This is a genomic window from Mesorhizobium sp. M0601 (assembly GCF_040320845.1).
Taxonomy (GTDB): Bacteria; Pseudomonadota; Alphaproteobacteria; order Rhizobiales; family Rhizobiaceae; genus Mesorhizobium.
On record NZ_JAMYQK010000018.1, the window covers coordinates 73,257 to 98,562 of the forward strand.

Genomic DNA, 25,306 nt, shown 5'->3' on the forward strand with positions numbered 1-25,306 from the left:
GCGAGCGGCCCGTGTTGGCGTGCCGGCATCGGACCAGCCATGCGCAAAGCGGCCACCGAGAACGGCCTTCCGGAGGAGACGATGTCCCGATGTTCAGCGGGAACGGGCATCGTCTCCTCAGGCCACTGTCTAGAGCTTCGCGCGTCGGGCATGGTGCAAGTCGCTTTCATCGTGATTTGAGGGTGCTCTAACCAGGAGCAGCAAGCGGCGTGCCATTTCAAATAGAGGTGCTGTTGGACCGCCCCCTTCTTCTCGGAGGCCGTGTCTTAGAAGATCGGGCGCGCGCTATACCGCCTCGTCACACAGGCAACAACGATGCTGTAGGGTGCGGATATTCGGCGCTTCAGCCCCGGCTGGGCAAAGAAGAACCGGAAGCGGAGCCGATGCACTACCTGAGGCTGGCGGGCACTCCAGTCATTGCGTAGCGTGTGCCGCTAGCGTTCATGGGTGCGCAGGCCCGGCTATCGCGAACACGCGCCTGTCGCAGCAACATGAGCGCGCGCTCTTGGGCAAGCGCCCTGGCGCCGTGAGGATCGAATTCCCAATCGTGTCTGTTTGCCGCCCTCTTATGTTCGAAACTGGACCAGAATGTCGCAAGCCCGACCTAAAGGTCGCCCGAGGCGTTCTGTCCGACACTGTTCCGTCGCCTTTGTTGGCCCGCGACACCGGCCTATTTCGCCTAGCTCTTCTCTGGCCTCAGGCTAGGCCGCTGAGAAGCTGCCACAATTTTTTTCTGCTGCGGCCAAATTGGCACGAGATTTGAAGCACCTTCGTTGCTGGCCGGGAGCCGCCGACCGACTTTCATTTCGTGGATGACATGAATGGAACGAAGAAAGAAAAGCAAAATGTCAAATCCGCATCAGATAGCATTCTATGGGAAGGGGGCCTCGGCGAAACCGCCCCCTACCAAACAGGCTCGCCGCCCTTGTCGACCCTTGCGCAGGAAATCTTGATGGCCGGCTGCGACTCAAAGGCCCGCCACACTCGCCTTATCCTGAACTCGAAGGCGCAGGATAACGTTCTGCATCTCGCCGCGCGGTATGCCTAGGCAGTTACACGTTGGCCGACCTTGATAATCGAATCGGCTACGCTGCGGAGGACGTCGTCTACATGCCTTCCTAAGCCATTCGCTGCCCGCAGCGCCTGCCGGTCACCTTCCGCCCTTCCATCGCTTAGAGATCAAGTGCCACCATGTCCGAACAACCCTTGCCGACGCTGCCGATGTGGCGCGTCGATCACATCGAGCCCTCGCCCGAGATGTTGGCGCAACGCGCCAACGGTCCGATCCACCGCGTGCGCTTCCCGTCCGGGCACGAAGGCTGGTGGGTGACAGGCTACGATGAAGCCAAGGCGGTGCTGTCCGACGCGGCGTTCCGGCCCTCGGGAATGCCGCCGGCGGCATTCACCCCGGATTCGGTGATTCTCGGATCACCGGGGTGGTTGGTCTCGCACGAGGGGGGCGAGCATGCCCGGTTACGCACGATCGTGGCGCCGGCCTTCAGCAACCGCAGGGTGAAGCTGCTCGAGCAGCAGGTCGAGGCGATCGCCGCGCAGTTGTTCGAGACACTGGCGGCCCAGCCCCAGCCCGCCGACCTGCGGCGGCACCTCTCCTTTCCACTTCCGGCCATGGTCATCAGCGCGCTGATGGGCGTGCTCTACGAGGATCACGCCTTTTTCGCCGGGCTGTCCGACGAGGTGATGACGCACCAGCATGAAAGCGGCCCGCGCAGCGCGTCGCGCTTGGCCTGGGAAGAACTGCGCGCCTACATTCGCGGCAAGATGCGGGACAAGCGCCAGGATCCTGGCGACAACCTGCTGACGGATCTGCTCGCGGCGGTCGACCAGGGCAAGGCGACCGAGGAAGAGGCGATCGGCTTGGCGGCGGGCATGCTGGTGGCGGGGCACGAGAGCACCGTCGCGCAGATCGAATTCGGCCTGCTGGCCATGTTCCGCCATCCGCAACAGCGCGAACGCCTGGTCGGCGATCCATCCCTGGTGGACAAGGCGGTGGAGGAAATCCTGCGCATGTACCCGCCGGGCGCGGGCTGGGACGGCATCATGCGCTATCCGAGTACCGACGTGACTATCGCGGGCGTGGAAATTCCTGCGGAGAGCAAGGTGCTTGTCGGCCTGCCGGCGACGTCGTTCGATCCGCGCCATTTCGACGACCCGGAAATCTTCGACATCGGACGTGACGAAAACCCGCACCTGGCGTTCTCCTACGGGCCGCACAACTGCATCGGCTTGGCGCTGGCCAGGCTGGAACTCAAGGCGGTGTTCGGTTCGATCTTCCAGCGCTTTCCCGCGCTGCGCCTGGCCGTGGCGCTCGAAGAACTGAAGTTGCGCAAGGAGATCATCACTGGCGGGTTCGAGGAGTTCCCGGTGCTCTGGTGATGCGCGGACGCCACCAGGAATCGCGATGTTCTCCAAATTGCCGGCGCGCCTGCCGCGCCGATCAGATCAGCCAGCCAACAGGTGACCAAGATGGACGTGCAAGAAACCACGGCAGCATGCCGGGACGCCTTCGCCGAACTGGCGGCGCCAGCGTGCATCCACGACCCGTATCCGTTCATGCGGTGGTTGCGCGAGCACGATCCGGTGCATCGCGCGGCGTCGGGCCTCTTTCTGTTGAGCCGCCACGCCGACATCTACTGGGCGCTCAAGGCCACGGGCGATGCTTTTCGGGGGCCGGCGCCAGGCGAACTGGCGCGCTATTTCCCGCGTGCGGCGACCAGCCTGTCGCTAAGTTTGCTGGCGTCCACTTTAGCGATGAAGGAACCTCCGACGCATACGCGTCTGCGCCGGCTGATCTCGCGCGATTTCACAATCGGCCAGATCGACAAGCTGAGGCCGACCATCGCTCGCATTGTCGCAGCGCGCCTGGACGGCATGGCGCCCGCACTGGAGCGCGGGGAGGCAGTGGACCTGCATCGGGAATTCGCGCTGGCCTTGCCCATGCTGGTTTTCGGCGAACTGTTCGGCATGCCCCCGGACGACATTCTCGGGCTCGTCACCGGCATCAGCGCCATTCTGGAAGGCCTGAGCCCGCACGCCAGCGATCCCCAGCTCGCCGCCGCGGACGCGGCCAGCGCCAGGGTGCAGGCCTACTTCGGCGACCTCATACAGCGCAAGCGCACCGATTCCCGCCACGACATCGTGTCAATGCTGGTCGGCGCACACGACGACGATGCCGATATGCTGTCGGATGCGGAGTTGATCAGCATGCTGTGGGGCATGCTGCTGGGCGGCTTCGCCACCACCGCTGCGGCCATCGACCATGCGGTCCTGGCGATGCTGGCGTATCCCGAACAGCGGCACTGGCTGCAGGGAGACGCCGTGGGGGTGAAGGCGTTCGTCGAAGAAGTCCTGCGCTGCGACGCGCCCGCCATGTTCAGCTCCATTCCGCGTATCGCCCAGCGCGACATCGAACTGGCCGGCGTGGTGATCCCGAAGAACGCGGACGTGCGTGTGCTGATCGCGGCCGGCAATCGCGACCCGGACGCCTTCGCCGATCCCGACCGCTTCGATCCCGTGCGGTTCTACGGCACCAGTCCTGGCATGTCGATCGACGGGAAGATCATGCTGACCTTCGGCCACGGCATCCACTTCTGCCTGGGTGCGCAACTGGCCCGGGTGCAGTTGGCCGAGAGCCTGCCGCGGATCCAGGCGCGCTTCCCCACCCTGGCATTGGCCGAGCAGCCGACCCGGGAGCCCTCCGCGTTCCTTAGGACGTTCCGCGCGCTGCCGGTGCGGCTGCATGGGCAGGAGGGCTGAGATGCGCGTCCTGGTCGATCAGGATCTGTGCGGAACTACCGGGCAGTGCGTGCTGACGCTGCCGGGCACCTTTCGCCAGCGCGAACCGGACGGCGTGGCCGAAGTGTGCGTGGCGACGGTCCCGCAGGCGCTGCACGCCGCCGTGCGGCTTGCGGCCAACCAGTGCCCGGTCGGCGCCATTCGGGTCATCGAAAGCGACGCTGGCCATGACGAGCGAGCCGGCGCCGACCATGCGCCCTCTCCGGCGGATGCCGAGCGGCATGCCGCGAAAGACCAATGCAATTCAGGAGACACGATGGGACGGTTTGAAGGAAAGGTGGCCGTGGTGACCGGCGCCGGCGCCGGCATCGGCAAGGCATGCGCTCTCGCCATCGCGCGCGGGGGCGGCAGAGTGGTGGTGGCCGACATTGATGGCTCGGCGGCCATCGCCTGCACCGCGCAGATCGCGGCCGAAGCAGGCCACGCGCTGCCCATAGCCATGGATATCGCCGATGAGCAGGCGGTGGCAGCGCTGTTCGAGACGGCGGAGCGGCACTTCGGGGGGGTCGACCTGCTGGTGAACAATGCGAGCGCCATGCATCTGACCCCGCGCGACCGCGCGATCCTCGACCTGGACCTGGCAGTCTGGGACCAGACCATGGCGACCAATCTGCGCGGCACGCTGCTCTGCTGCCGGCAGGCCATCCCACGGATGATCGCCCGCGGCGGTGGCGCGATCGTCAACATGTCGTCGTGCCAGGGGCTCAGCGGTGACACGGCGCAGACGTCCTACGCCGCGTCGAAGGCGGCGATGAACATGCTCTCGGCTTCGCTCGCCACCCAATACGGTCATGCGCAGATCCGCTGCAACGCCGTTGCGCCGGGTCTCGTCATGACCGAGCGTCTCCTCGCCAAGCTGGACGAGTGCATGCAACGGCATCTGCGCCGGCACCAGCTCCTGCAGCGCGTCGGCCGCCCCGAGGACGTGGCCGCGCTCGTGGCGTTCCTGCTCTCCGACGATGCTGCGTTTATCACAGGCCAGGTCGTGTGCATCGATGGCGGCATGCTGGCGCATGTGCCGACATACGCCGACGGTGGCAACAGCTGCGCCGCGCGCCCTGCCGGCGACACCGAATCGGCGGCGGCGGCGCGCTGCTGATGGACATGCTGCTCAACCCACTCAACCGTCGGCACCGGCTGCGCTGCGACATCCCGGTCATGCCTGGCGCTTTCCCCCTGGTCGGGCATCTTCCCGCCATTGTCTGCGACCTGCCGCGCCTGCTGCAGCGCGCAGAACGGACGCTGGGCAGCCACTTCTGGCTGGATTTCGGCCCTGCCGGACACTTGATGACCTGCGTGGATCCGGATGCGTTCTCACTGCTCAAGCACAAGGACGTGTCCTCGGCCCTGATCGAAGAAATCGCGCCCGAATTGCTTGGCGGAACGTTGGTTGCCCTGGACGGCGGCGCGCACCGGCAGGCGCGCGATGCCATCAAGGCAGCGTTCTTGCCCAAGGGGCTGACCCAGGCCGGCATCGGCGACCTGTTCGCGCCCGTCATCCGGGCGCGGGTGCAGGCATGGCGCGCCCGCGGCGAGGTAACCATCCTGCGCGAAACCGGTGACCTGATGCTCAAGCTTATCTTCAGCCTCATGGGAATCCCCGCGCAGGACCTGCCGGGATGGCATCGCAAGTACCGGCAACTGCTGCAGTTGATCGTCGCGCCCCCGGTCGACCTCCCCGGACTGCCCTTGCGGCGCGGCCGCGCCGCCCGCGACTGGATCGACGCGCAGTTGCGCCAGTTCGTCCGCGACGCGCGCGCGCACGCCGCGCGCACCGGGTTGATCAACGACATGGTGAGCGCCTTCGACCGCAGCGACGATGGGCTCTCCGATGACGTCCTGGTCGCCAATATCCGATTGCTGCTGCTTGCCGGTCACGACACCACTGCCTCGACGATGGCCTGGATGGTGATCGAGCTGGCGCGGCAGCCTGTTCTGTGGGACGCCCTGGTCGAGGAGGCGCAACGCGTGGGCGCGGTGCCGACCCGGCACGCGGACCTGGCGCAGTGTCCGGTCGCCGAGGCACTGTTCCGCGAGACGCTGCGCCTGCATCCGGCGACCACGCTCCTGCCGCGTCGCGCGCTGCAGGGATTGCAACTCGGCCAACGGCGCATTCCCGCGGGCACCCATCTGTGCATCCCGCTGCTGCATTTCTCGACCTCGGCGCTGCTGCACGAGGCGCCTGATCAGTTCCGCCTGGCGCGGTGGCTGCAACGCACGGAGCCGATCCGGCCGGTGGACATGCTGCAGTTCGGTACCGGCCCACACGTCTGCATCGGCTACCACCTGGTATGGCTGGAAATGGTGCAGTTCTGCATCGCCTTGGCGCTGACCATGCACAAGGCCGGGGTGCGGCCGCAGTTGCTGAGCGACGTCGAAAAAGGCCGGCGCTATTACCCGACCGCACATCCGTCCATGGCAATCCGCATAGGCTTCTCATGAGCTGGCATCGCATGCCTCGTGTGGCGACGCAGCGGCGGCGCCAGCGAGGCGCGGCATTGCTGCACTCAGCGCACGCGCTCGGTGCGACGCCGGCAACACCGCGGCGGCTTGGCGCCCGCCGTGGCCATCTCGTGTCAGGTACAAGGACATGAAAAACATGCAGACCGGTTCCACGCTACACGACGACCGAACTGGCGTTTCCGCCCTCGGCGGATTGGGTGCGCAGGCGCGCGGCGCATCCGGCAGGCTGCTGCCGGAGATCTGGATGCAGGACGGCGCAAAGCGGGTCGAACAGGCGCTGGCGCGTCTTCTCTGCGCCGAAGACGACAGTGAGACAGAGCTGATGGCGGCGATGCGCTACGCCACCTTGCATGGCGGGAAGCGCACCCGCGCCTTGCTCTGTCTGGCTGCCGGCGCACTGGCCGACACGCCGGCGCACATGCTCGACGACGTCGGCGCCGCCATCGAGATGATGCACGCCTGTACCCTGGTCCACGACGACCTGCCCGCGATGGATGACGACGTGCTTCGCCGCGGCCTTCCGACCGTGCACGTCAAGTTCGGCGAAGCCACTGCGATCCTGGTTGGCGATGCGCTGCAGGCGCACGCCTTCCTGACCCTGGCGAGCCTGGATGCGCCGGGCGACAACCGTATCGCGCTCGTGCGCGAACTGGCGCAGGCGGTGTCCGCCGAGGGTGCCGCAGGCGGGCAGGCCATGGATCTGTCGCTGGTCGGAAAGCACGCCGAGCTGGACAGGATCGTGGCGATGCACCGGATGAAGAGCGGAGCGCTAGTGCGCGCGTCCGTTCGCATGGGCGCGCTATGCGCCATCGCGGAGGATGCCGCTCACGCTGCGCTGTACGGTGCGCTCGATCGCTACACCGCCTGTTTCGGCCTGGCGTTGCAGGTGGTCGACGACATTCTCGACGCGACAGCGGATACCGCGACGCTGGGCAAGACCCCCGGCAAGGACGCGGCGGCGCAGAAGCCGACCTGCGCGTCGATCATGGGGCTGCAGGCAGCGCGCCAGTTCGCGCTGGATTTGTTGCGCGACGCCGGGGAAGCCATCGCCCCGCTGGGGCCGCGTGCGGAACGGTTGGCGCAGATACTGCAGCGGGCCAACGGGTATCTGTTCAAGCACGCGCCACGCGCATGAGCACGCCCGTCCGCATGGAGTCGCCCCTGTGCCGCTGCGATCCACCGGCGGCAGCGGTGCATGCTGCACTGTGTCCGAGTCCGCGGCGATGTGCGCGGCGTCTGCCGATCCTGGTTCTCGTTAGCCCTCTGCAGAAGGAACATCCCGCGTGAGCGCGCTGTCCGAACAGATCCTTTCCGAATTGCGCCACCTGCTGAGCGAGATGAGCGACGGCGGCAGCGTCGGTCCGTCCGTCTACGACACGGCGCGAGCTCTGCAGTTCCACGGCAACGTCACCGGTCGGCAGGACGCATACGCGTGGCTCATGGCGCAGCAACAGGCCGATGGCGGATGGGGAAGCGCGGACTTCCCGCTGTTCCGCCATGCGCCCACGTGGGCGGCGTTGCTGGCATTGCAGCGTGCCGATCCTCTTCCCGGCGCTGCCGACGCAGTCCAGGCTGCAACCCGGTTCCTCGAGCGCCAGCCCGATCCCTACGCGCATGCGGTGCCGGAAGACGCGCCGATCGGCGCGGAGCTGATCCTGCCGCAGTTGTGCGGCGAGGCCGCATCCTTGCTGGGCGGCGTGGCGTTTCCGCGCCACCCGGCGCTGTTGCCGTTGCGGCAAGCGTGCCTAGTCAAGCTGGGGGCGGTGGCGACGTTGCCGAGCGGCCATCCGCTGCTGCACTCCTGGGAAGCCTGGGGGACGTCGCCGACCACCGCATGCCCGGATGACGACGGCAGCATCGGCATCAGTCCGGCGGCCACCGCCGCGTGGCGTGCGCACGCCGTGGCACAGGGAAGCACGCCGCAGGTCGGGCGCGCCGACGCGTATCTCCGGGCGGCATCGCGGGCGACGCGCAGCGGCATCGAAGGTGTCTTTCCCAACGTCTGGCCGATCAATGTATTCGAGCCATGCTGGTCGCTGTACACCCTGCATCTGGCCGGTCTGTTCGCGCATCCCGCGCTCGCCGAGGCGGTGCAAGTGATCGTCGCGCAGCTCGACGCCCGCCTGGGCGTGCGCGGTCTGGGCCCGGCCTTGCACTTCGCGGCCGATGCGGACGATACCGCCGTTGCGATGTGCGTCCTGCGCCTTGCAGGCCGCGACCCGGCGGTCGATGCGTTGCGCCATTTCGAAATCGGCGAGCTGTTCGTCACCTTCCCCGGCGAGCGCAATGCCTCGGTGTCGACCAACATCCATGCCCTGCATGCGTTGCGAATGTTGGGAAAGCCAGCCGCCGGCACCAGCGCCTACGTCGAGGCCAATCGCAACCCGCACGGTCTATGGGACAACGAGAAATGGCACGTTTCGTGGCTGTATCCCACCGCGCATGCGGTCGCTGCGCTGGCGCAAGGCAAGCCCCAGTGGCGCGACGAGCGCGCGTTGGCGGCGCTGCTGCAGGCGCAGCGCGACGACGGCGGCTGGGGCGCCGGTCGCGCGTCCACATTCGAGGAAACCGCCTATGCGCTGTTCGCGTTGCACGTGTTGGACGGGAGCGAAGAGCCGACAGGGCGCCGGCGCATCGCGCAGGCGGTGGCGCGTGCGCTGGAGTGGATGCTCGCCCGCCATGCGGCGCATGCATTGCCGCAAACGCCGCTGTGGATCGGCAAGGAACTGTATTGCCCCACCCGAGTGGTGCGCGTCGCCGAACTCGCCGGCTTGTGGCTGGCGCTTCGTTGGGGGCGGCGCGTCCTGGCTGAGGGAGCAGGAGCGGCGCCATGATCCAGAACGAACGCGTGCTGCAGCAGGTGCTGGAGTGGGGGCGTTCCCTGACCGGGTTCGCCGACGAGCATGCCATGGAAGCGGTCAGGGGCGGCCAGTACATCCTGCAGCGCATCCACCCGAGCCTGCGCGACACCAGCGCCCGCACCGGCCGCGATCCGCTGGACGAAACGCTGATCGTGGCGTTCTATCGCGAACTGGCGCTGCTGTTCTGGCTCGACGACTGCAACGACCTTGGCCTGATCGCGCCGGAGCAGGTCGCCGCGGTGGAGCAGGCGCTGGGGCAGGGCGTGCCGTGCGCGGTCCCCGGATTCGAGGGCTGCGCTGTGCTGCGCGCTTCGCTGGCCGCGCTCGCCTACGATCGTCGCGACTATGCTCAGCTTCTCGACGATACCCGGTGCTACTGCGCGGCGCTGCGCGCCGGACACGCGCAGGCGGCAGGGGCGGAACGCTGGTCCTACGCCGAGTACCTGCACAACGGCATCGATTCGGTCGCCTACACGAACGTGTTCTGTTGCTTGTCGTTGCTGTGGGGGCTGGACATGGCGACCTTGCGCGCGCGTCCGGCGTTTCGCCAGGTCCTGCGGCTCATCTCCGCGATAGGGCGCCTGCAGAACGATCTGCATGGACGCGACAAGGACAGGTCGGCCGGCGAGGCCGACAACGCGGCGATCCTGCTGCTGCAGCGCTATCCGGCTATGCCTGTGGTAGAGTTCCTCAACGACGAGCTGGTCGGCCATACGCGCATGCTGCACCGGGTGATGGCGGAAGAACGCTTTCCCGCGCCGTGGGGACCGTTGATCGAGGCCATGGCGGCTATCCGCGCGCAGTACTACCAGACCTCGACCAGCCGCTACCGCAGCGACGCTGCGGGGGGAGACCAGCGTGCGCCGGCCTGAACGCGCGGGAGGCGGCGGCGTGCGCGCGCTGCCGTCGGTCCGATCCGACGCAACGCCGTCGCCCGATGCGACGGACGGAGCGAGCGTGGGCGACACCGCCCTGAGCCGGCGCAAGGACGACCATCTGGACATCGTGCTGGATCGGCGAACGGCGCCGGCCACGGTCGCCGCCGGCTGGGAGTACATCCGTTTGGAACACTGCGCATTGCCCGAGTTGGACCTGACGCAGATCGACCTGCGCGCCTCGCTGCTGGGCAAGACCATGCGCGCGCCGCTGCTGATCAGCTCCATGACCGGCGGCATGCCACGCGCCGAGACCATCAACCGGCATCTGAGCGAGGCAGCGCAAGCCTTGGGGATCGCCATGTGCGTCGGTTCGCAGCGCGTGAGCCTGCAATCCCGCAACTCCCAGGGGCTGACGCGCGCGCTGCGCCGCCTGGCCCCAGACATTCCCTTGCTGGCCAATATCGGCGCCGCGCAACTGCGCGAGGCCGACGGCCTGGACCTGGCGCGCCGGGCGGTGGATGCGCTGGAGGCCGATGGACTCATCGTTCATCTCAATCCGCTGCAGGAAGCGGTGCAGCCGGAGGGCGACCGCGACTGGCGCGGCGTCCTGGCGCAGATCGCTCGCGCAGCGCGCAGCGTGGGCGTGCCGATCGTGGCCAAGGAAGTGGGGTCGGGTCTGTCCGCTTCAGTGGCCTGTGCGCTCGTCGACGCGGGCGTGGCGGTGATCGATGTCGCCGGCGCCGGCGGCACCAGTTGGGCCGCGGTGGAGGGCGAGCGCGCCCGCGATGCCGCCGACCGTGCAGTGGCGATGGCGTTCGCCGATTGGGGGATTCCGGCCCCGGCCAGCGTGCAGGCGGTACGTCGGGCGCTGCCAATGGTGAAGCTGATCGCGTCGGGCGGGATCCGCGACGGCGTCGACGTGGCCAAGGCCATCCGCCTGGGCGCGGACATCGCCGGGCAGGCGGCCGGCGTGCTGCGCGCGGCTACGATATCCACCGAGGCGGTTGTCGCGCATTTCGAGATCGTCATCCGCCAGTTGGCCGTCGCCTGCTTCTGCACCGGCTCGGCTGATCTGGCGGCGTTGCGTCAGGCGCGCTTGTTGCCCTCGGCACATCTGCCCGCCGGTTGATGCCGGCATCGCCCGCACGTGGCGGCGGGCCCTAGAACTGGAGAAGCGAAAAAGTGCGCTACGACATCATCATCATCGGCGAAGCCATCGTCGGCTCCTCGGTCGCCTATTATCTGCGCGAGGAAGGGTTTTCAGGCTCGATCGCGCTGATCGAGCGCGACCCGCAATTTTCCCATGCGGCGACGACGCTGTCCTGCGCCTCCATCCGCCAGCAGTTCTCGATCCCGGAAAACATCCGGCTGTCGCAATTCACGCTGAAACTGTTCCGGCGGCTCAGGGAAGAATTTGGGGCCGACGCCGATATCGGCTTTCGCGAAGGCGGCTACCTCATCCTTGCCGGCGAGAACGGGCTGCCGATCCTGCGGGCCAACCACGCGGCGCAGATGGCCGAGGGCGCGGACATCGTGCTCGAGGATGCCGAGGCGCTCGCCCGCCGCTTTCCGTGGCTGTCGGCCGAGGGTATCACTGCCGGGGCCTACGGCCGCAGCGGCGAGGGCTGGTTCGACGCGCATGCGATGCTGATGCTGTTCCGCAAGGCACTGCGGACGAAGAACATCGACTTCATCACCGCGTCAGTCACCAGCATCGAACGGCAGGGCGAGCGCGTCGCCGGTGTGACCCTCGACAATGGCGAGCGGCTCGAGGCCGGCATCGTCATCAACGCCGCCGGGCCGAATGCCGGCAAGGTGGCTGAAATGGCCGGGCTGGCGCTGCCGGTGGAGCCGCGCAAGCGCAACGTCTTCGTTTTCGAGGCGCGCGAAAAATATGCCGACATGCCGCTGCTGGTCGATCCCTCAGGCATCTATGTCAGGCCGGGAGGCTCGGTCTACATCACCGGCGGCGCCGAGCCGGAAGAGGGCGAAGGAGCCGCCGATCCCGCCGACTTCGACCCCGACTGGCCGCTGTTCGAAGAGGTGATCTGGCCGGTGCTGGCGACCCGCATCCCGGCCTTCGAGGCGATCAAGCCGACACGCGCCTGGGTCGGCCATTACGACTACAACACGCTCGACCAGAACGCGGTGATCGGTTCGCATTCCGAAGTCGGCAATTTCCTCTTCGCCAACGGTTTTTCCGGCCACGGCTTGCAGCAGGCTCCGGCGGTCGGCAAGGCGCTGGCCGAATTGATCGTGCATGGCCGCTATCGCACGGTGGATTGCTCGGCGTTCGGGTACAGCCGTGTCGCTGAGGGGCGGGCTTTCAGGGAATTGAATGTGATTTGAGCAGGCAGGGCGGGTGCGCCGCGACGGTCCTTTTGATGCTGGAGGGACAGAGGGGCGCGAAGGAACGCGACAGGCGGTCGATGGCCCAAAGCTGGCGAAAACAGCCGGCCAGGGCCTGCCGCGAACGAAATGATTTTGTGATGATCGTGGCGCTCGATCCGCCGCATTTCCGGACGATCAGCGACTTCCGCAAGCGGCATTTTAAGGCGCTCGAGGCGCTGTTCGTGCAGGTTCTGAAGCTGTGTGAGACGGCAGGATTGGTCAAACTCGGCCATGTCGCGCTGGATGGCAAGTAGATCAAGGCGTACGCGTCGAAACACAAGGCGATGAGCTATGAGCGCATGAAGAAGCGCGAGCTGGAATTGAAAGCCGAGGTCGCTCGCATGCTGACTGCGGCCGAGGCCGCGGATGGCGAGGAGGGACGTGACTTCGGCAAGGACAAGCGCGGCGACGAGATGCCGGATTGGGCCGGCGACAAGCAGAACCGGCTGGCCAAGATCCAGCAGGCGATGGCGTCGCTGGAAGCCGAGGCCAAGCTGGCGGCGCACGAAGAGCGCCGGATCGAGGCCGAAAAAGAAGAGCAGCACCAGGCCGCAGGCCGCAAGAAGCCTGGCAAACCGGCGGCGGCGCCATCAGAGGAGCCCGGTGGCCATAGCAGCTGTTCTCGAGGAACGCCGTTCGCTGTGCGGCGCCAAAGCCTGAGATCCTCGAAGGAGGATTGACCCCTTTGCATATCATTATCTTTACATATGATACGCGAACAGATCTAAAAGTTTTGACTTGCTCGCTGGATGAGATACCTTTGCGTATCATCGCGCAGTGGAATAGATCGTATAGGTATCATGATGGACTCTGAATCGGAAGTTCTGCGCGAAATCGGTGGGCTGTTCAGGCAGGCGAGGCTGGCCGCTGCCATGACGCAGGAGCAGGTCGCTGAGTTGGCGGGTATATCCCGTCCCCGCTATCGCGACATCGAAAAGGGAGCCGCAGCGGCGCGTGCGACGACGCTCATGAATATCGCTCGCGCGCTCGGTCTGGAAATGATGCTGGTTCCGCAAGTCATGGTGCCGGCTGTCCAGGCTCTATTGCGTCCGCATGATGATGACGATCGACCCGCCTTTGTTTCTCAACCTGACGATGACGATCATGGCTCCAGTCTTTCGCGCACCTAAGGCGATCCCGTCGCTGGACGTGCTCTTGAACGCACTGAAGATCGGCACAATCGTTAGGACACCGGGCGATTTCAATGCATTCAACTTCGATGAGGCCTACCGCGCGACGGGCGGCTTTCCGGTTTTCAGCCTGTCGTTCCGGGCAGCGACGGGAGGATTGCGGAAAGATCCGAAGCCTCTGGCGGGCGCCTTGCCCGCTTTCTTCGCGAACCTCCTACCGGAGGAGAAATTGCGCGAGGCGATGGAAAGGCACCACGAAGGCAATGTGCGGCCAGGCAATGATTTCGATCTTTTAGCGGCGCTGGGCGCCGATTTGCCGGGAGCCGTACGGGCGTTGCCCAGTGACGGCGCGATAGCGGTTTCGCAGGATGCTTCAAAGGATAAGCCCAAGGCACGGTTCTCACTTGCCGGCGTGCAGATGAAGCTGTCGGTCATGAAGAACACTGGAAAAGGCGGCGGCCTGACCTTGCCGATGGACGACGAGCAAGGCCGATACATCGCCAAGTTCCCTTCGACGGCGTTTCCAGGCGTTTCCGAAAATGAATTCGCCAACCTCGCGCTGGCCGCAGCGATCGGCATGGAGGTGCCTGAACGCGAACTTGTCGAGAAGTCCGATTTCGAGGATATTCCCGAAGAATTCAACACGCTGTCAGAGGGCAAGGTCCTTCTCGTCAAACGCTTCGATCGCGGCGCTGATGGCGAGAGGATACACATCGAGGATTTCGCTCAGGTCTTCGGTGTCTATCCCTCGCGCAAATATGAGGGGGCCGCTTATCACGACATAGCCTTGGCCCTTGGCGTGGCCGTCTCGCCTAAGGCGGCTCTCGAATTCGTCCGCCGCCTGGCGCTGACGGTCATCACTGGCAATGGCGACATGCACCTGAAGAACTGGTCTTTGATTTATCCCGGTAACGGCGACAAGCCGGTGCTTGCACCAATCTACGACGTTCTGTCGACCGTCCCATATATTCCCGCCGACGCCATGGCGCTTTCGCTTGGAGGGGAGCGCTCGTTCAAGGCGCTAGCAGCACCGCGATGGAAAGCATTTGCGAACCGTGCAAGGCTTCCGGAGCCGGCAGTCCTGAAGGCAGTGGTCGAGACCGTCGAACTCGTCAACGAGCACTGGTGGCATCTGCCTGAGCGCGACGTTGTTGCGGCGAAAGTGCTCGAGCGGATCGACGAACATGTGAAGGCGATAACGCCGATACTGAACTCCTGCGCCGATAAGTGAGCCGAGTCCCCTTGGGTTGGTGATATGGCGGAATTATCCGCCCGTGGCCCCGGATGGATGGCCGTGGATCGATGGTATGCCAGCGTGGAGCGCAAGATTCCGCGCAGTGTCGATGAGGACACGCGAGACCAAGCACGTCAGCTCGCCGGAACAGAAGAGTTCGCAGCATCCCGCAATTACGCAAGAGGGTCGAGATGCTGTTCGCCCAGCTCAACACAACGATGCGGTTCGAACGGATGTGGTGACTGAGGATCGCGATCCGACGCTTTGTGTCGCCATTGTCGGGTCCGCTACACGGCTTGTTCCGACGATCCTTTCTTTGGCCTCAAGCTAAATCCCTGAAAAGCAACCATGAAATTATTCTTCGGTTCGATCAGCCAAATTGGCACGAGTCTTGAGATCCTTGGGTGCGAGGCGGCGACAGCTGCCCGACCGGCATTCATGTCGCGGCAGCCGCGATGAATGGAACGAAGGAAGGAAAGCTACATGTCAGGTTTGCGTCAGATCGCCTTTTACGGCAAGGGCGGCATCGGCAAGTCCACCACCTCCCAAAATACGCTCGCCGCCCTTGTCGACCTCGGGCAGAGAATCCTCATCGTCGGCTGCGACCCCAAAGCCGACTCCACCCGCCTGATCCTGAACGCGAAGGCGCAGGACACGGTCCTGCACCTCGCGGCAGAGGAAGGTTCGGTGGAAGACCTGGAACTCGCGGACGTGCTCAAGGTCGGCTACAAAGGCATCAAATGCGTGGAGTCGGGCGGCCCTGAGCCGGGTGTCGGCTGCGCCGGCCGCGGCGTGATCACCTCGATCAACTTCCTCGAGGAGAACGGTGCCTACGACGATGTCGACTATGTCTCCTACGACGTGCTCGGGGATGTGGTGTGCGGCGGTTTCGCGATGCCGATCCGCGAGAACAAGGCCCAGGAAATCTATATCGTCATGTCCGGCGAGATGATGGCGCTCTATGCCGCCAACAACATCGCCAAGGGCATCCTGAAATACGCCCATTCGGGCGGCGTGCGGCTCGGCGGCCTGATCTGCAACGAGCGCCAAACCGATCGCGAGCTCGACCTCGCCGAAGCGCTGGCTTCTAGGCTCAATTCCAAGCTCATCCACTTCGTGCCGCGCGACAACATCGTCCAGCACGCCGAACTCAGGAAGATGTCTGTCATCCAGTATGCGCCGGACTCCAAGCAGGCCGGGGAATACCGGGCGCTGGCCGAGAAGATCCATGCCAATTCGGGCCAGGGCACCATCCCCACCCCGATCACCATGGAGGAGCTCGAGGACATGCTGCTCGACTTCGGCATCATGAAGACCGACGAGCAGATGCTTGCCGAGCTTCAGGTCAAGGAAGCGGCCAAGGCGGCCGCACAGTAACGACCGCTGCCGAACGAGGCGCGGCCTTGACTTGGCGCGCCTTTCAAAGAACGGCGCCTCGTTGGTGAGGCGTCACCCTGAACCTTGAAAGGGGTCCCATGAGCCTGGAATACGAGAATGACGGCGCCCTCCATGCGAAGCTTATCGAGGAGGTGCTGTCGCAATATCCTGACAAGGCGGCGAAGCGCCGCAAAAAGCACCTGAGCGTCGCAAAGAGCGGCGACGAGGCTGGCGAGGAAAGCGAGGTCCTTTCCGAATGCGAGGTAAAATCGAACATCAAGTCCATCCCCGGCGTGATGACGATTCGCGGCTGCGCCTATGCCGGCTCGAAAGGCGTGGTGTGGGGTCCAGTCAAGGATATGGTCCATATCTCGCATGGCCCGGTCGGCTGCGGGCAATATTCCTGGTCGCAACGCCGCAACTACTACGTCGGCACGACTGGCATCGACACGTTCGTCACGATGCAGTTCACCTCCGATTTCCAGGAGAAGGACATTGTTTTTGGTGGCGACAAGAAGCTGGAACGGATCATCGACGAGATCGAGGAACTCTTTCCGCTGAACAAGGGCATGACTGTGCAATCCGAATGCCCGATCGGCCTGATTGGCGACGACACCGAAGCTGTGTCCCGCAACAAGGCCAAGGAGCACGAAAAAACGATCGTGCCGGTGCGCTGCGAGGGCTTCCGCGGCGTATCGCAATCCCTCGGCCACCACATCGCCAACGATGCGATCCGCGACTGGGTCTTCGAAAAGAAGGACATCGAGTTCGAGGCCGGCCCGTACGATGTCAATGTGATCGGCGACTATAATATCGGCGGCGACGCCTGGGCTTCGCGCATCCTGCTCGAGGAGATGGGCCTGCGCGTGGTTGGCAACTGGTCGGGCGACGCTACGCTGGCCGAAATAGAGCGCGCGCCGAAGGCCAAGCTCAATCTCATCCATTGCTACAGGTCGATGAACTACATCTGCCGGCACATGGAGGAAAAGTATGGCATCGACTGGATGGAGTATAATTTCTTCGGCCCCTCCCAGACCGAAGCCTCTCTGCGCAAGATAGCCAAGCATTTCGGGCCGGAAATCGAGGCCAAGGCCGAGGCGGTCATCGCCAAATACCGGCCGTTGGTCGATGCCGCCATTGCCAAGTACCGGCCGCGCCTCGAAGGCAGGACGGTGATGCTCTATGTCGGCGGGCTGCGCCCCCGTCACGTCGTCACGGCATATGAGGATCTAGGCATGGTGATCGTTGGCACTGGCTATGAATTTGGCCATAACGACGACTATCAGCGTACCGGTCATTACGTGAAGAAGGGCACGCTGATCTATGACGACGTGACTGGTTACGAGCTGGAGAAGTTCATCGAGGGGATCCGTCCTGATCTCGTTGGCTCCGGCATTAAAGAAAAGTACCCGGTCCAGAAGATGGGCATACCGTTCCGTCAAATGCATTCCTGGGATTATTCAGGCCCGTATCACGGCTACGACGGCTTCGCCATCTTCGCCCGCGACATGGATCTGGCCATCAACAACCCAGTCTGGAACCTCTACGACGCCCCCTGGAAGAAAAAAGCCGAGCCGTCGGCGGCGATCGCAGCCGAATGAAAACCTGGCCTCCCGGAAGCCGGGAGGCCGTTGAACGCCTGTGGCGCTTTGTCCGCGGGAGACCTGAAACGTTTCGACGTCCCTGTGCCGCCGTATGGCGGGCCAGATGGAAAGAGGTAACCACCCATGCCGCAGTCGGCTGAAAAAGTTCTCGACCACGCTCCCCTGTTCCGCGAGCCGGAATACAGGCAGATGCTCGCCGAGAAGAGGCTGAATTTCGAATGTCCGCACCCGGCCCAGGTCATTACCGACCAACGCGAATTCACCAAGACGTGGGAATACCGCGAAAAGAACCTTGCTCGCGAAGCGCTTGTCGTGAACCCCGCCAAGGCCTGCCAGCCGCTCGGCGCGGTGTTCGCGGCCGCGGGCTTCGAGCGAACCATGTCCTTCGTCCACGGCAGCCAGGGCTGCGTGGCCTATTACCGCTCGCACCTGTCGCGCCATTTCAAGGAGCCTGCTTCGGCAGTTTCCTCCTCGATGACCGAGGACGCGGCAGTGTTCGGCGGCCTGAAGAACATGGTCGACGGGCTCGCCAACACCTACCAACTCTACGACCCGAAGATGATCGCCGTCTCGACCACTTGTATGGCGGAGGTCATTGGCGACGACCTGCACAGCTTCATCGAGAACGCCAAGGACCAAGGCTCGGTTCCGCGCGACTTCGACGTGCCCTTCGCCCACACGCCGGCCTTCGTCGGTAGCCATGTCGACGGCTATGACGTTACGGTCAAGGGCATTTTGGAGCATTTCTGGAAAGGCGAGGAGCGCACGGAAGCCGAGGGAACCATCAACATCATTCCGGGCTTCGACGGTTTTTGCGTTGGCAACAACCGGGAATTCAAGCGCCTGCTCGATCTGATAGGCGTGTCCTATACCTTCATCCAAGACGCCTCTGACCAGTTCGACACGCCGTCGGACGGCGAATACCGCATGTACGACGGCGGCACGAAGATCGAAGACGTGAGGAAGGCACTCGACGCCGAGGCGACACTTTCTCTACAGCATTACAATACCCGTAAAACACTGGAGTATTGCGAGGGGGTAGGGCAGGCCACTGCCTCGTTCCATTACCCGCTCGGAGTCCAAGCGACCGACGACTTCCTGATGGAGGTCTCCGCGATTTCTGGCAAGCAAATCCCCGAGACAATCCGCCTGGAGCGCGGCCGACTTGTTGACGCCATGGCGGACAGCCAATCCTGGCTGCACGGTAAGAAATACGCCATCTACGGTGATCCGGACTTTGTATACGCCATGGCCCGCTTCATCATGGAGACGGGCGGCGAGCCGACCCATTGCCTCGCCACCAACGGCACCTCGGCATGGGAAGCAGAGTTGAAGGAACTGCTTGCATCATCGCCCTTCGGCAAGGATGCTCAAGTCTGGGCGGGCAAGGACCTCTGGGCGATGCGCTCGCTGCTCTTCACCGAGCCGGTGGACCTGCTGATCGGCAACTCCTATGGCAAGTATCTGGAGCGCGACACCGGCACGCCGCTGATCCGGCTGACGTTTCCGATCTTCGACCGCCACCATCACCATCGGTTTGCGGTTATGGGCTACCAAGGCGGGTTGCGCGTCCTGACGACGATCCTCGACAAGATCTTCGACAAGCTCGATCGCGAGACAAGCGAGACGGGCGTGACGGACTATTCGTATGACCTCACCCGCTAAGAGTGGCGGCCGGCTCTTCGCTGAGGCCGGTCGTCTTCCCGAGGGACTTTGGAGACCGACGCAATGTCCTCGCTCAGAGCCAAAATCCAGGATGTCTTCGACGAGCCCGCCTGCGAGCAGAATCGCGGCAAGGATGCCAAGGCGCGCAAAAAGGGTTGTTCGAAGCCACTGACCCCCGGGGCGGCGGCCGGCGGCTGTGCCTTCGATGGCGCCAAGATCGTGCTGCAGCCGATCACCGACGTTGCGCATTTGATCCATGCGCCGCTCGCCTGCGAGGGCAATTCCTGGGACAACCGCGGTGCGGCTTCGTCCGGGCCAACGCTGTGGCGCACGAGCTTCACGACCGACCTCGCCGAACTCGATGTTGTGATGGGGCAGGGCGAGCGGAAGCTCTTCAAAGCGATCCGCGAGATCAAGGAAGCGTATGGGCCGCCGGCTATCTTCGTCTATCCGTCCTGTGTTACGGCGCTGATCGGCGACGACATCGAGGCCGTCTGCAAGCGCGCGGCGGAAAAGTTCGGTCTGCCGGTGGTGCCGGTCAATGCGCCGGGCTTCGTCGGCTCCAAGAATCTTGGCAACAAGCTTGCCGGCGAGGCGTTGCTCGATCATGTCATCGGCACGGTGGAGCCCGACGATGCCGGCCCTTACGACATCAATATTCTTGGCGAATTCAACCTCTCGGGCGAATTCTGGCTGGTGAAGCCGCTGCTGGATCGGCTCGGGATCCGGGTGCGCGCCTGCATTCCGGGTGACGCACGTTACTTCGACATTGCCGGCGCGCACCGCGCCCGGGCGGCTATGATGGTGTGCTCGACCGCGCTCATCAATCTCGCCCGCAAGATGGAGCAGCGCTGGGGCATCCCGTTTTTCGAGGGCTCCTTCTACGGCATCACCGACACCTCGGAAGCGCTCCGACAGATCTCTCAGCTGCTCGTGAAGAAGGGTGCCGATCCGGAGATCCTCGGCCGCACCGAGGCATTGATTGCAGAAGAGGAGGCGATCGCTTGGAAGAAGCTCGCGGCCTACCGGCCGAGGCTCGAAGGCAAGCGCGTGCTGCTCAACACCGGCGGTGTGAAGTCCTGGTCGGTCGTCCATGCGCTGATGGAGATCGGCATCGAGATCGTCGGCACCTCTGTCAAGAAGTCGACCGTCGAAGACAAGGAGCGCATCAAGCAGATCCTCAAGGACGACAACCACATGTTCGAGCAGATGGCGCCGTGCGAGCTTTACGCCATGCTCTCAGAACACAAGGCCGATATCATGCTGTCGGGCGGGCGCACGCAGTTCATCGCGCTGAAGGCCAAGACACCCTGGCTCGATATCAACCAGGAGCGCCAACATCCTTACGCCGGCTATGACGGCATGGTGGAACTCGTACGCCAGATCGACCTCGCCATTCATAACCCGATCTGGCGCCAGGTGCGGGAGCCGGCACCATGGGATTGCCAGCCTGCGGGGAGGGAGGAACTGCCGAGCACGAAAAGCGAGACCGCGACCTTGCGTGTTGTCCAGGAATTCGCCGGCACGACGGCCGACGATTTCGGCGAGTGTTGAGGAAAGCCGATGGTCCGCATCCTTCCCCAGACCAAAGCGGCGGCGGTCAATCCGCTGAAGTCATCGCAGCCGCTGGGTGCCGCCCTCGCCTTTCTTGGGGTCGACGGCGCGATGCCGTTGTTCCACGGCAGCCAGGGGTGCACCAGCTTCGCGCTCGTGCTGTTCGTGCGGCATTTCAAGGAAGCCATCCCATTGCAGACAACGGCGATGGACGAGGTGGCGACGATCCTCGGCGGGGCAGACCATCTGGAAGAGGCGATCCTCAACCTCAAGGCCCGCACAAAGCCAACGCTGATCGGGGTCTGCACGACGGCGCTGGTGGAAACCCGGGGCGAAGACTGCGCGGGAGATATCGCCAATATCAGGCTGAAGCGCACGGAAGAACTCGCGGGTACGGAGGTGGTGCTAGCCAACACACCGGATTTCGACGGCGCGATCGAAGAGGGCTGGGCCAAGGCTGTCACCGCGATGATCGAAAGGATTACGCGTCCTGGCGAGCAGGCGCGGCAGTCGAAGAAGATCGTGATCCTGCCTGGCTGGAGCCTCACTGTGGCTGATATCGAGCATTTGCGTGAGATGGTTGAAAGCTTTGGACTCAAGCCGGTGATTCTGCCGGACGTCTCCGGCTCGCTCGACGGTACGGTGCCCGACCGCTGGGTAACGACCACCTATGGGGGCACCAGCGTCGAGGATATCCGCGAGCTTGGCACGGCCGAGCAATGCATCGTCATCGGTGAGCATATGCGCCGCCCGGCCGAGCTGCTGCAGAGGTTGACCGGCGTCCCTTACGTGCTGTTCCGGTCGCTGACTGGATTGAAGGACGCCGACCGGTTCGTCTCGCTGCTGTCCGCGATTTCGGGCGCGGCGGCGCCGGCTGGGGTGTGCCGTCGGCGGGCGCAGTTGCAGGACGCGTTGCTCGACGGACATTTCCACTTTGGAGGCAAGAAAATTGCGATCGCTGCTGAACCAGACCAACTCTACCAACTCGCGAGCTTCTTCATCGGCATGGGCTCCGAAATCGCGGCGGCGGTCACCACGACCGACGTGTCGAAAATTTTGGAGGAAGTACCGGCGCAGTCGGTTCAAATCGGCGATCTCGGCGATTTGGAAGCTCTTGGCGCCGGCGCTGATCTTCTCGTTACTCATTCCCACGGCCGCCAGGCGGCGCAGCGCCTCCGCATTCCGCTCATGCGGGTCGGCTTCCCGATCTTCGACCGGCTCGGCAGCCAGCACAAGCTCACAATCCTCTACCAGGGGACCCGCGACCTGATCTTCGAGGTTGCCAACATTTTTGAAGCCAACCGGCACGCGCCGACGCCTGAGGCGCTTGATCCACTCCCTAAGCGAGAAATGCCAGATGAGCTCCGTTCGTCGCCTCTCGCTCGTCACTGACGAGGTTCACGCACCGACGCCGGAACGCCAAGCCGGCGCATTGCGCGTGGCGATCGCCACGCAGGACATGAAGAACCTCAACGCGCATTTCGGGTCGGCCAGGCGCTTTGCTGTCTACGACGTGACGCGCGAGGAGTGGAATCTCGTGGAAGCCGTGGCCTTCGATGACGTTTCCGACGAGAGCGGGAAGCACCGAACTGAGGGCGATGACCGCATCACCCCGAAGGTGGAGGCGCTGAAGGGCTGTCATCTGCTGTTTTGTCTGGCGATCGGCGGACCTTCGGCAGCCAAGGTTGTTTCGGCAAAAATTCATCCGATCAAAGTGCCGCAGCCCCAAACCATCCAAGAGGTGCTGTTGCGCACGCAGATGATGCTCAGGACCTGTCCTCCCCCTTGGCTGCGCAAGGTGCTGGCGCAGGCAGGTGTCGCCGAACAGAAACCGTCCTTCGAGGACGAGGACTGAAATGAGGAGTGGGCGAAATGTCTGACGTCGCGGTTAGCCCTGCTGTCGCCGAAGACGAGGCGGCCCTTACCACCCCGTTCGTCAAATGCCTCGTGCGGCTGGTCCGGGCTCATGATTCCCACGGGTCTCGGGAAGGCAAATCGGACGCCGAGCTGCTGGGCGACTTCATCATCACCAGGGAACAGCGCCGTGCGATCCCGATCATCGGCGATCCCGATCCGGACGTGCTGTGGAGGCTCGAGATGTTTTACACCGCCGTCGGGCTTGCGATCGAGGAGCGCTCCGGCTTGATGGCGTCGCCGATGATGGAGATAAGCCATGAGGGCTTTGGGCGCGTGCTTCTCACGGCCGGGCGGTTGGTCGTTCTGTCGAAGACCCTGCGCGACGTCCACCGGTTCGGCTTCGAGACGTTATGGAAACTCGCCGCGGCCGGTACCAAACTGGCCGGCGATGCGACCGCAGCCATTGAGGCTCATCCCGAGGTGGCGCGGGCGTGATGGAACCGATTTTCGATCAAGGGGATCATGTCAGGTCTTGAGGACATGCGATGGCCAGCCCTCTCAATCGAGGCGGTCGAGGCCGATGTGGTTCTTGGGGTAGCGCTGATGAAGCCACTGGTCCTGATCTGTTCGCAAGATGCGGAGTTGTATCTGTTCCTCAGCCACATTCTGGGGGTGGACGGCTTCACGAGTGAGCCGGCAGGCGGCGTGAAGGAAGCACTTGCATTGGCCGATGAACGGGAGCTCCAGGCGGTAGTGCTGGACTGCGGGCCAGCAAGCGCGACAGGCTCCACAATCTGCGCCCGGTTCAAGGGGGAGCCCCGGACCGGCGGCCTGCCCGTGATTGCGCTGATTGCGCCCGGCGCCGAGAACCAGCACCTCGATCTCTTGAAGGCTGGTATTGACGAAAGCTTTGTGCGGCCCTTCGCGCCGGCCAAGCTACTTGACTGTCTACGGATGAAGCTGGCGCTGCCAAAGCCGGGTTCGAACGGGATTGAAAACGGCGGCTGGATCTCCTGTGGCGACCTTGAGATAAGGCTCGATGCCCACCGCGTTCGGGGTAATGGCCACGAAGTCCACCTTGGGCCGATCGAGTTCAACCTGCTGCGGCTTTTGCTTGAGACTCCCGGCAAGGTCTTCACCAGAGACGAGCTGATCAGCGCGGCCTGGCCGGCCAATATCCATGTCGGTGTACGCACCGTGGATGTCCATATCAGCCGGCTCAGAAGGGCTCTGAAGGCGGCCTCCCCCTCCAGCGTCATTCGTACTGTCAGGTCGGCCGGCTACTCGCTCGAGTGGCCGGACGGCTGAATAGATAACCGATGTGGTGCCACTCCGCATTTCCGCCGTGCTGAGGGCAAGTCTTGCGGCTTCGAAACGCGCCGGCAGGTACGACATATTCAGAAAGAAGCAGTCAAATGGCTTTCAGAAGCGTACTCAGTGTGACGGGAGCGGAGCACTCCGATCAGGATATAAGAATAGCAGCCGGCCTGTGTGCCGAGGTCGGCGCGTATCTTTCCGTACTGATTATGTCGCCTCCGCGGCTCGTTATGTCGCCTCCGCTGCTGGGCGATGGCATCCCCGCGTGGCCTGCGCAACGCGCACAGGCCATTGCCAGACTGGAAAAACGATATAGGCAAATCGAGAGATTTTCACACGACATGGTCAGACTGGAAACGACATTCAGGGAAATTCACAAACTGCTGAGAGCCACGTGGCGGTGCTATGATGTCGATATCGCCAACTGCGATCAGGCCAGCGTCGGTGACGCGGTGCGACAGCGGGCGCTCTGCAACGACCTGACAATCGTCGGCCCCGCACTTCTCAACGACATTAATCTCGGACCCCTTGTTATCAACGGCAGCCTGTTCGATACCGGAAAGCCGGTGCTTGTCGTGCCGGAGGGCGCTGAGGCGACTCTATCGCCACGGCGCGTGCTGGTCGGCTGGGATTCGCGAGTCGAGGCGTCCCGTTCGGTTCGGGAAGCGCTGGATCTGCTAGCCGGTGCTGAGGAAGTTCGTGTCGCATTAGTCGATCCGGAGGCGACCTGCACCGGAAACGGTAGCGAGCCGGGAGCCGACATCGCCGCCTATCTCACTCGGCACGGTGCTTGGGTGTCGATTGACCGGCTGGCGAGCGCCGGCAAACCAGTGGCCACGGTGCTCGCGCAGCACGCAATCGACACGTCTGCCGACATGATAGTCATGGGCGCTTATGGCAACCGCAGGCTACGTGAGCGACTCTTCGGCGGCGTGACGAGATGGATAGTTGGGAAGCCGTCATTGCCGTTGTTTTTGGCTCGCTGACGGTTCCAAGCAAGCACCGACGCTGTTCGAAGCTCTACCCCCCTTGGGTCACCTATCCTGATGCCAAGTCGGAGGAAGATCGCGCAAAGCGCAAATTTCGCGAGGCTCGAATCTACAAGCGCCGTCGCCGAGACATCCCGGACGTCTCTAATGCGCGCTCGGGGGTTCTCCTCGCC

Annotated in this window: 22 protein-coding genes and 2 pseudogenes; all 24 read left to right on the plus strand. The window is 64.0% G+C overall.

Translation table 11 applies throughout. The annotated features are described in order from the left end of the window. Window positions 1-845: 845 nt before the first annotated feature. Window positions 846-1,039, plus strand: a pseudogene (gene nifH, locus NKI41_RS17950) (nitrogenase reductase); the annotation flags it as partial. A gap of 152 nt (window positions 1,040-1,191) precedes the next feature. Then, the gene (locus tag NKI41_RS17955) at window positions 1,192-2,394 is read left to right on the plus strand and encodes a cytochrome P450 (RefSeq protein WP_352684296.1); all 1,203 of its coding nucleotides are present in this window, start codon (window positions 1,192-1,194) and stop codon (window positions 2,392-2,394) included. Between the two features lie 90 nt (window positions 2,395-2,484). Then, a complete protein-coding gene (locus tag NKI41_RS17960; protein WP_352684298.1) occupies window positions 2,485-3,774 on the plus strand; it encodes a cytochrome P450 in 1,290 nt (429 codons plus the stop codon). 1 nt (window position 3,775) lies between these two features. Continuing rightward, a pseudogene (locus tag NKI41_RS17965) lies at window positions 3,776-3,901 on the plus strand (ferredoxin); the annotation flags it as partial. A 168-nt stretch (window positions 3,902-4,069) separates the two neighbouring features. Beyond that, a complete protein-coding gene (locus NKI41_RS17970; protein WP_352578896.1) occupies window positions 4,070-4,912 on the plus strand; it encodes an SDR family oxidoreductase in 843 nt (280 codons plus the stop codon). Then, complete coding sequence (locus tag NKI41_RS17975; protein WP_352684301.1) at window positions 4,912-6,255, plus strand: cytochrome P450; 1,344 nt, start codon at window positions 4,912-4,914, stop codon at window positions 6,253-6,255. The genes NKI41_RS17970 and NKI41_RS17975 overlap by 1 nt, the downstream gene beginning before the upstream one ends. Window positions 6,256-6,412: 157 nt before the next feature. Then, on the plus strand, window positions 6,413-7,411 hold the full coding sequence (locus NKI41_RS17980) for a polyprenyl synthetase family protein (RefSeq protein WP_352684354.1): 999 nt from the start codon (window positions 6,413-6,415) through the stop codon (window positions 7,409-7,411). Between the two features lie 148 nt (window positions 7,412-7,559). Continuing rightward, complete coding sequence (locus tag NKI41_RS17985) at window positions 7,560-9,110, plus strand: hypothetical protein (RefSeq protein WP_352684303.1); 1,551 nt, start codon at window positions 7,560-7,562, stop codon at window positions 9,108-9,110. After that, on the plus strand, window positions 9,107-10,009 hold the full coding sequence (locus NKI41_RS17990; protein WP_352684305.1) for a terpene synthase family protein: 903 nt from the start codon (window positions 9,107-9,109) through the stop codon (window positions 10,007-10,009). The genes NKI41_RS17985 and NKI41_RS17990 overlap by 4 nt, the downstream gene beginning before the upstream one ends. Window positions 10,010-10,094: 85 nt before the next feature. Further along, a complete protein-coding gene (gene fni / locus NKI41_RS17995) occupies window positions 10,095-11,144 on the plus strand; it encodes a type 2 isopentenyl-diphosphate Delta-isomerase (RefSeq protein WP_352684307.1) in 1,050 nt (349 codons plus the stop codon). A gap of 53 nt (window positions 11,145-11,197) precedes the next feature. Further along, a complete protein-coding gene (locus NKI41_RS18000; protein ID WP_352684309.1) occupies window positions 11,198-12,364 on the plus strand; it encodes an NAD(P)/FAD-dependent oxidoreductase in 1,167 nt (388 codons plus the stop codon). 140 nt (window positions 12,365-12,504) lie between these two features. Then, window positions 12,505-12,660, plus strand: coding sequence for a hypothetical protein (locus NKI41_RS33285; RefSeq protein ID WP_502901217.1), 156 nt, complete (start codon window positions 12,505-12,507; stop codon window positions 12,658-12,660). Window positions 12,661-12,690: 30 nt separating this feature from the next. Continuing rightward, a complete protein-coding gene (locus tag NKI41_RS33290; RefSeq protein WP_502901218.1) occupies window positions 12,691-13,086 on the plus strand; it encodes a hypothetical protein in 396 nt (131 codons plus the stop codon). 123 nt (window positions 13,087-13,209) lie between these two features. Next, the gene (locus NKI41_RS18010; RefSeq protein ID WP_352684357.1) at window positions 13,210-13,536 is read left to right on the plus strand and encodes a helix-turn-helix domain-containing protein; all 327 of its coding nucleotides are present in this window, start codon (window positions 13,210-13,212) and stop codon (window positions 13,534-13,536) included. Further along, the gene (locus NKI41_RS18015; RefSeq protein WP_352684311.1) at window positions 13,511-14,767 is read left to right on the plus strand and encodes a type II toxin-antitoxin system HipA family toxin; all 1,257 of its coding nucleotides are present in this window, start codon (window positions 13,511-13,513) and stop codon (window positions 14,765-14,767) included. The genes NKI41_RS18010 and NKI41_RS18015 overlap by 26 nt, the downstream gene beginning before the upstream one ends. A gap of 486 nt (window positions 14,768-15,253) precedes the next feature. Continuing rightward, a complete protein-coding gene (nifH, locus tag NKI41_RS18020) occupies window positions 15,254-16,147 on the plus strand; it encodes a nitrogenase iron protein (RefSeq protein WP_023801970.1) in 894 nt (297 codons plus the stop codon). A 98-nt stretch (window positions 16,148-16,245) separates the two neighbouring features. Continuing rightward, window positions 16,246-17,748: a nitrogenase molybdenum-iron protein alpha chain gene (gene nifD / locus NKI41_RS18025; RefSeq protein ID WP_352684313.1), complete on the plus strand. Its 1,503-nt coding sequence runs from the start codon at window positions 16,246-16,248 to the stop codon at window positions 17,746-17,748. Between the two features lie 126 nt (window positions 17,749-17,874). Continuing rightward, the gene (gene nifK, locus NKI41_RS18030) at window positions 17,875-19,416 is read left to right on the plus strand and encodes a nitrogenase molybdenum-iron protein subunit beta (RefSeq protein ID WP_352684315.1); all 1,542 of its coding nucleotides are present in this window, start codon (window positions 17,875-17,877) and stop codon (window positions 19,414-19,416) included. A 63-nt stretch (window positions 19,417-19,479) separates the two neighbouring features. Further along, entirely contained in the window at window positions 19,480-20,970 is a 1,491-nt protein-coding gene (nifE, locus tag NKI41_RS18035) for a nitrogenase iron-molybdenum cofactor biosynthesis protein NifE (protein WP_352684317.1), read from the plus strand. Between the two features lie 9 nt (window positions 20,971-20,979). Further along, window positions 20,980-22,362 (plus strand): nitrogenase iron-molybdenum cofactor biosynthesis protein NifN, encoded by a 1,383-nt coding sequence (gene nifN / locus NKI41_RS18040; protein ID WP_352684319.1) that lies wholly within the window; start codon window positions 20,980-20,982, stop codon window positions 22,360-22,362. Beyond that, window positions 22,328-22,825 carry a nitrogen fixation protein NifX gene (nifX, locus tag NKI41_RS18045; protein WP_352684321.1) on the plus strand — a complete coding sequence of 166 codons (498 nt, stop codon included), beginning with the start codon at window positions 22,328-22,330 and terminating at the stop codon, window positions 22,823-22,825. The genes nifN and nifX overlap by 35 nt, the downstream gene beginning before the upstream one ends. 17 nt (window positions 22,826-22,842) lie before the next feature. Then, window positions 22,843-23,322, plus strand: coding sequence for a NifX-associated nitrogen fixation protein (locus tag NKI41_RS18050; protein WP_352684323.1), 480 nt, complete (start codon window positions 22,843-22,845; stop codon window positions 23,320-23,322). 27 nt (window positions 23,323-23,349) lie between these two features. Continuing rightward, complete coding sequence (locus NKI41_RS18055) at window positions 23,350-24,135, plus strand: response regulator transcription factor (RefSeq protein WP_352646356.1); 786 nt, start codon at window positions 23,350-23,352, stop codon at window positions 24,133-24,135. A 107-nt stretch (window positions 24,136-24,242) separates the two neighbouring features. Then, window positions 24,243-25,130: a universal stress protein gene (locus NKI41_RS18060; protein WP_352684325.1), complete on the plus strand. Its 888-nt coding sequence runs from the start codon at window positions 24,243-24,245 to the stop codon at window positions 25,128-25,130. The last annotated feature ends 176 nt before the right edge of the window (window positions 25,131-25,306 follow it).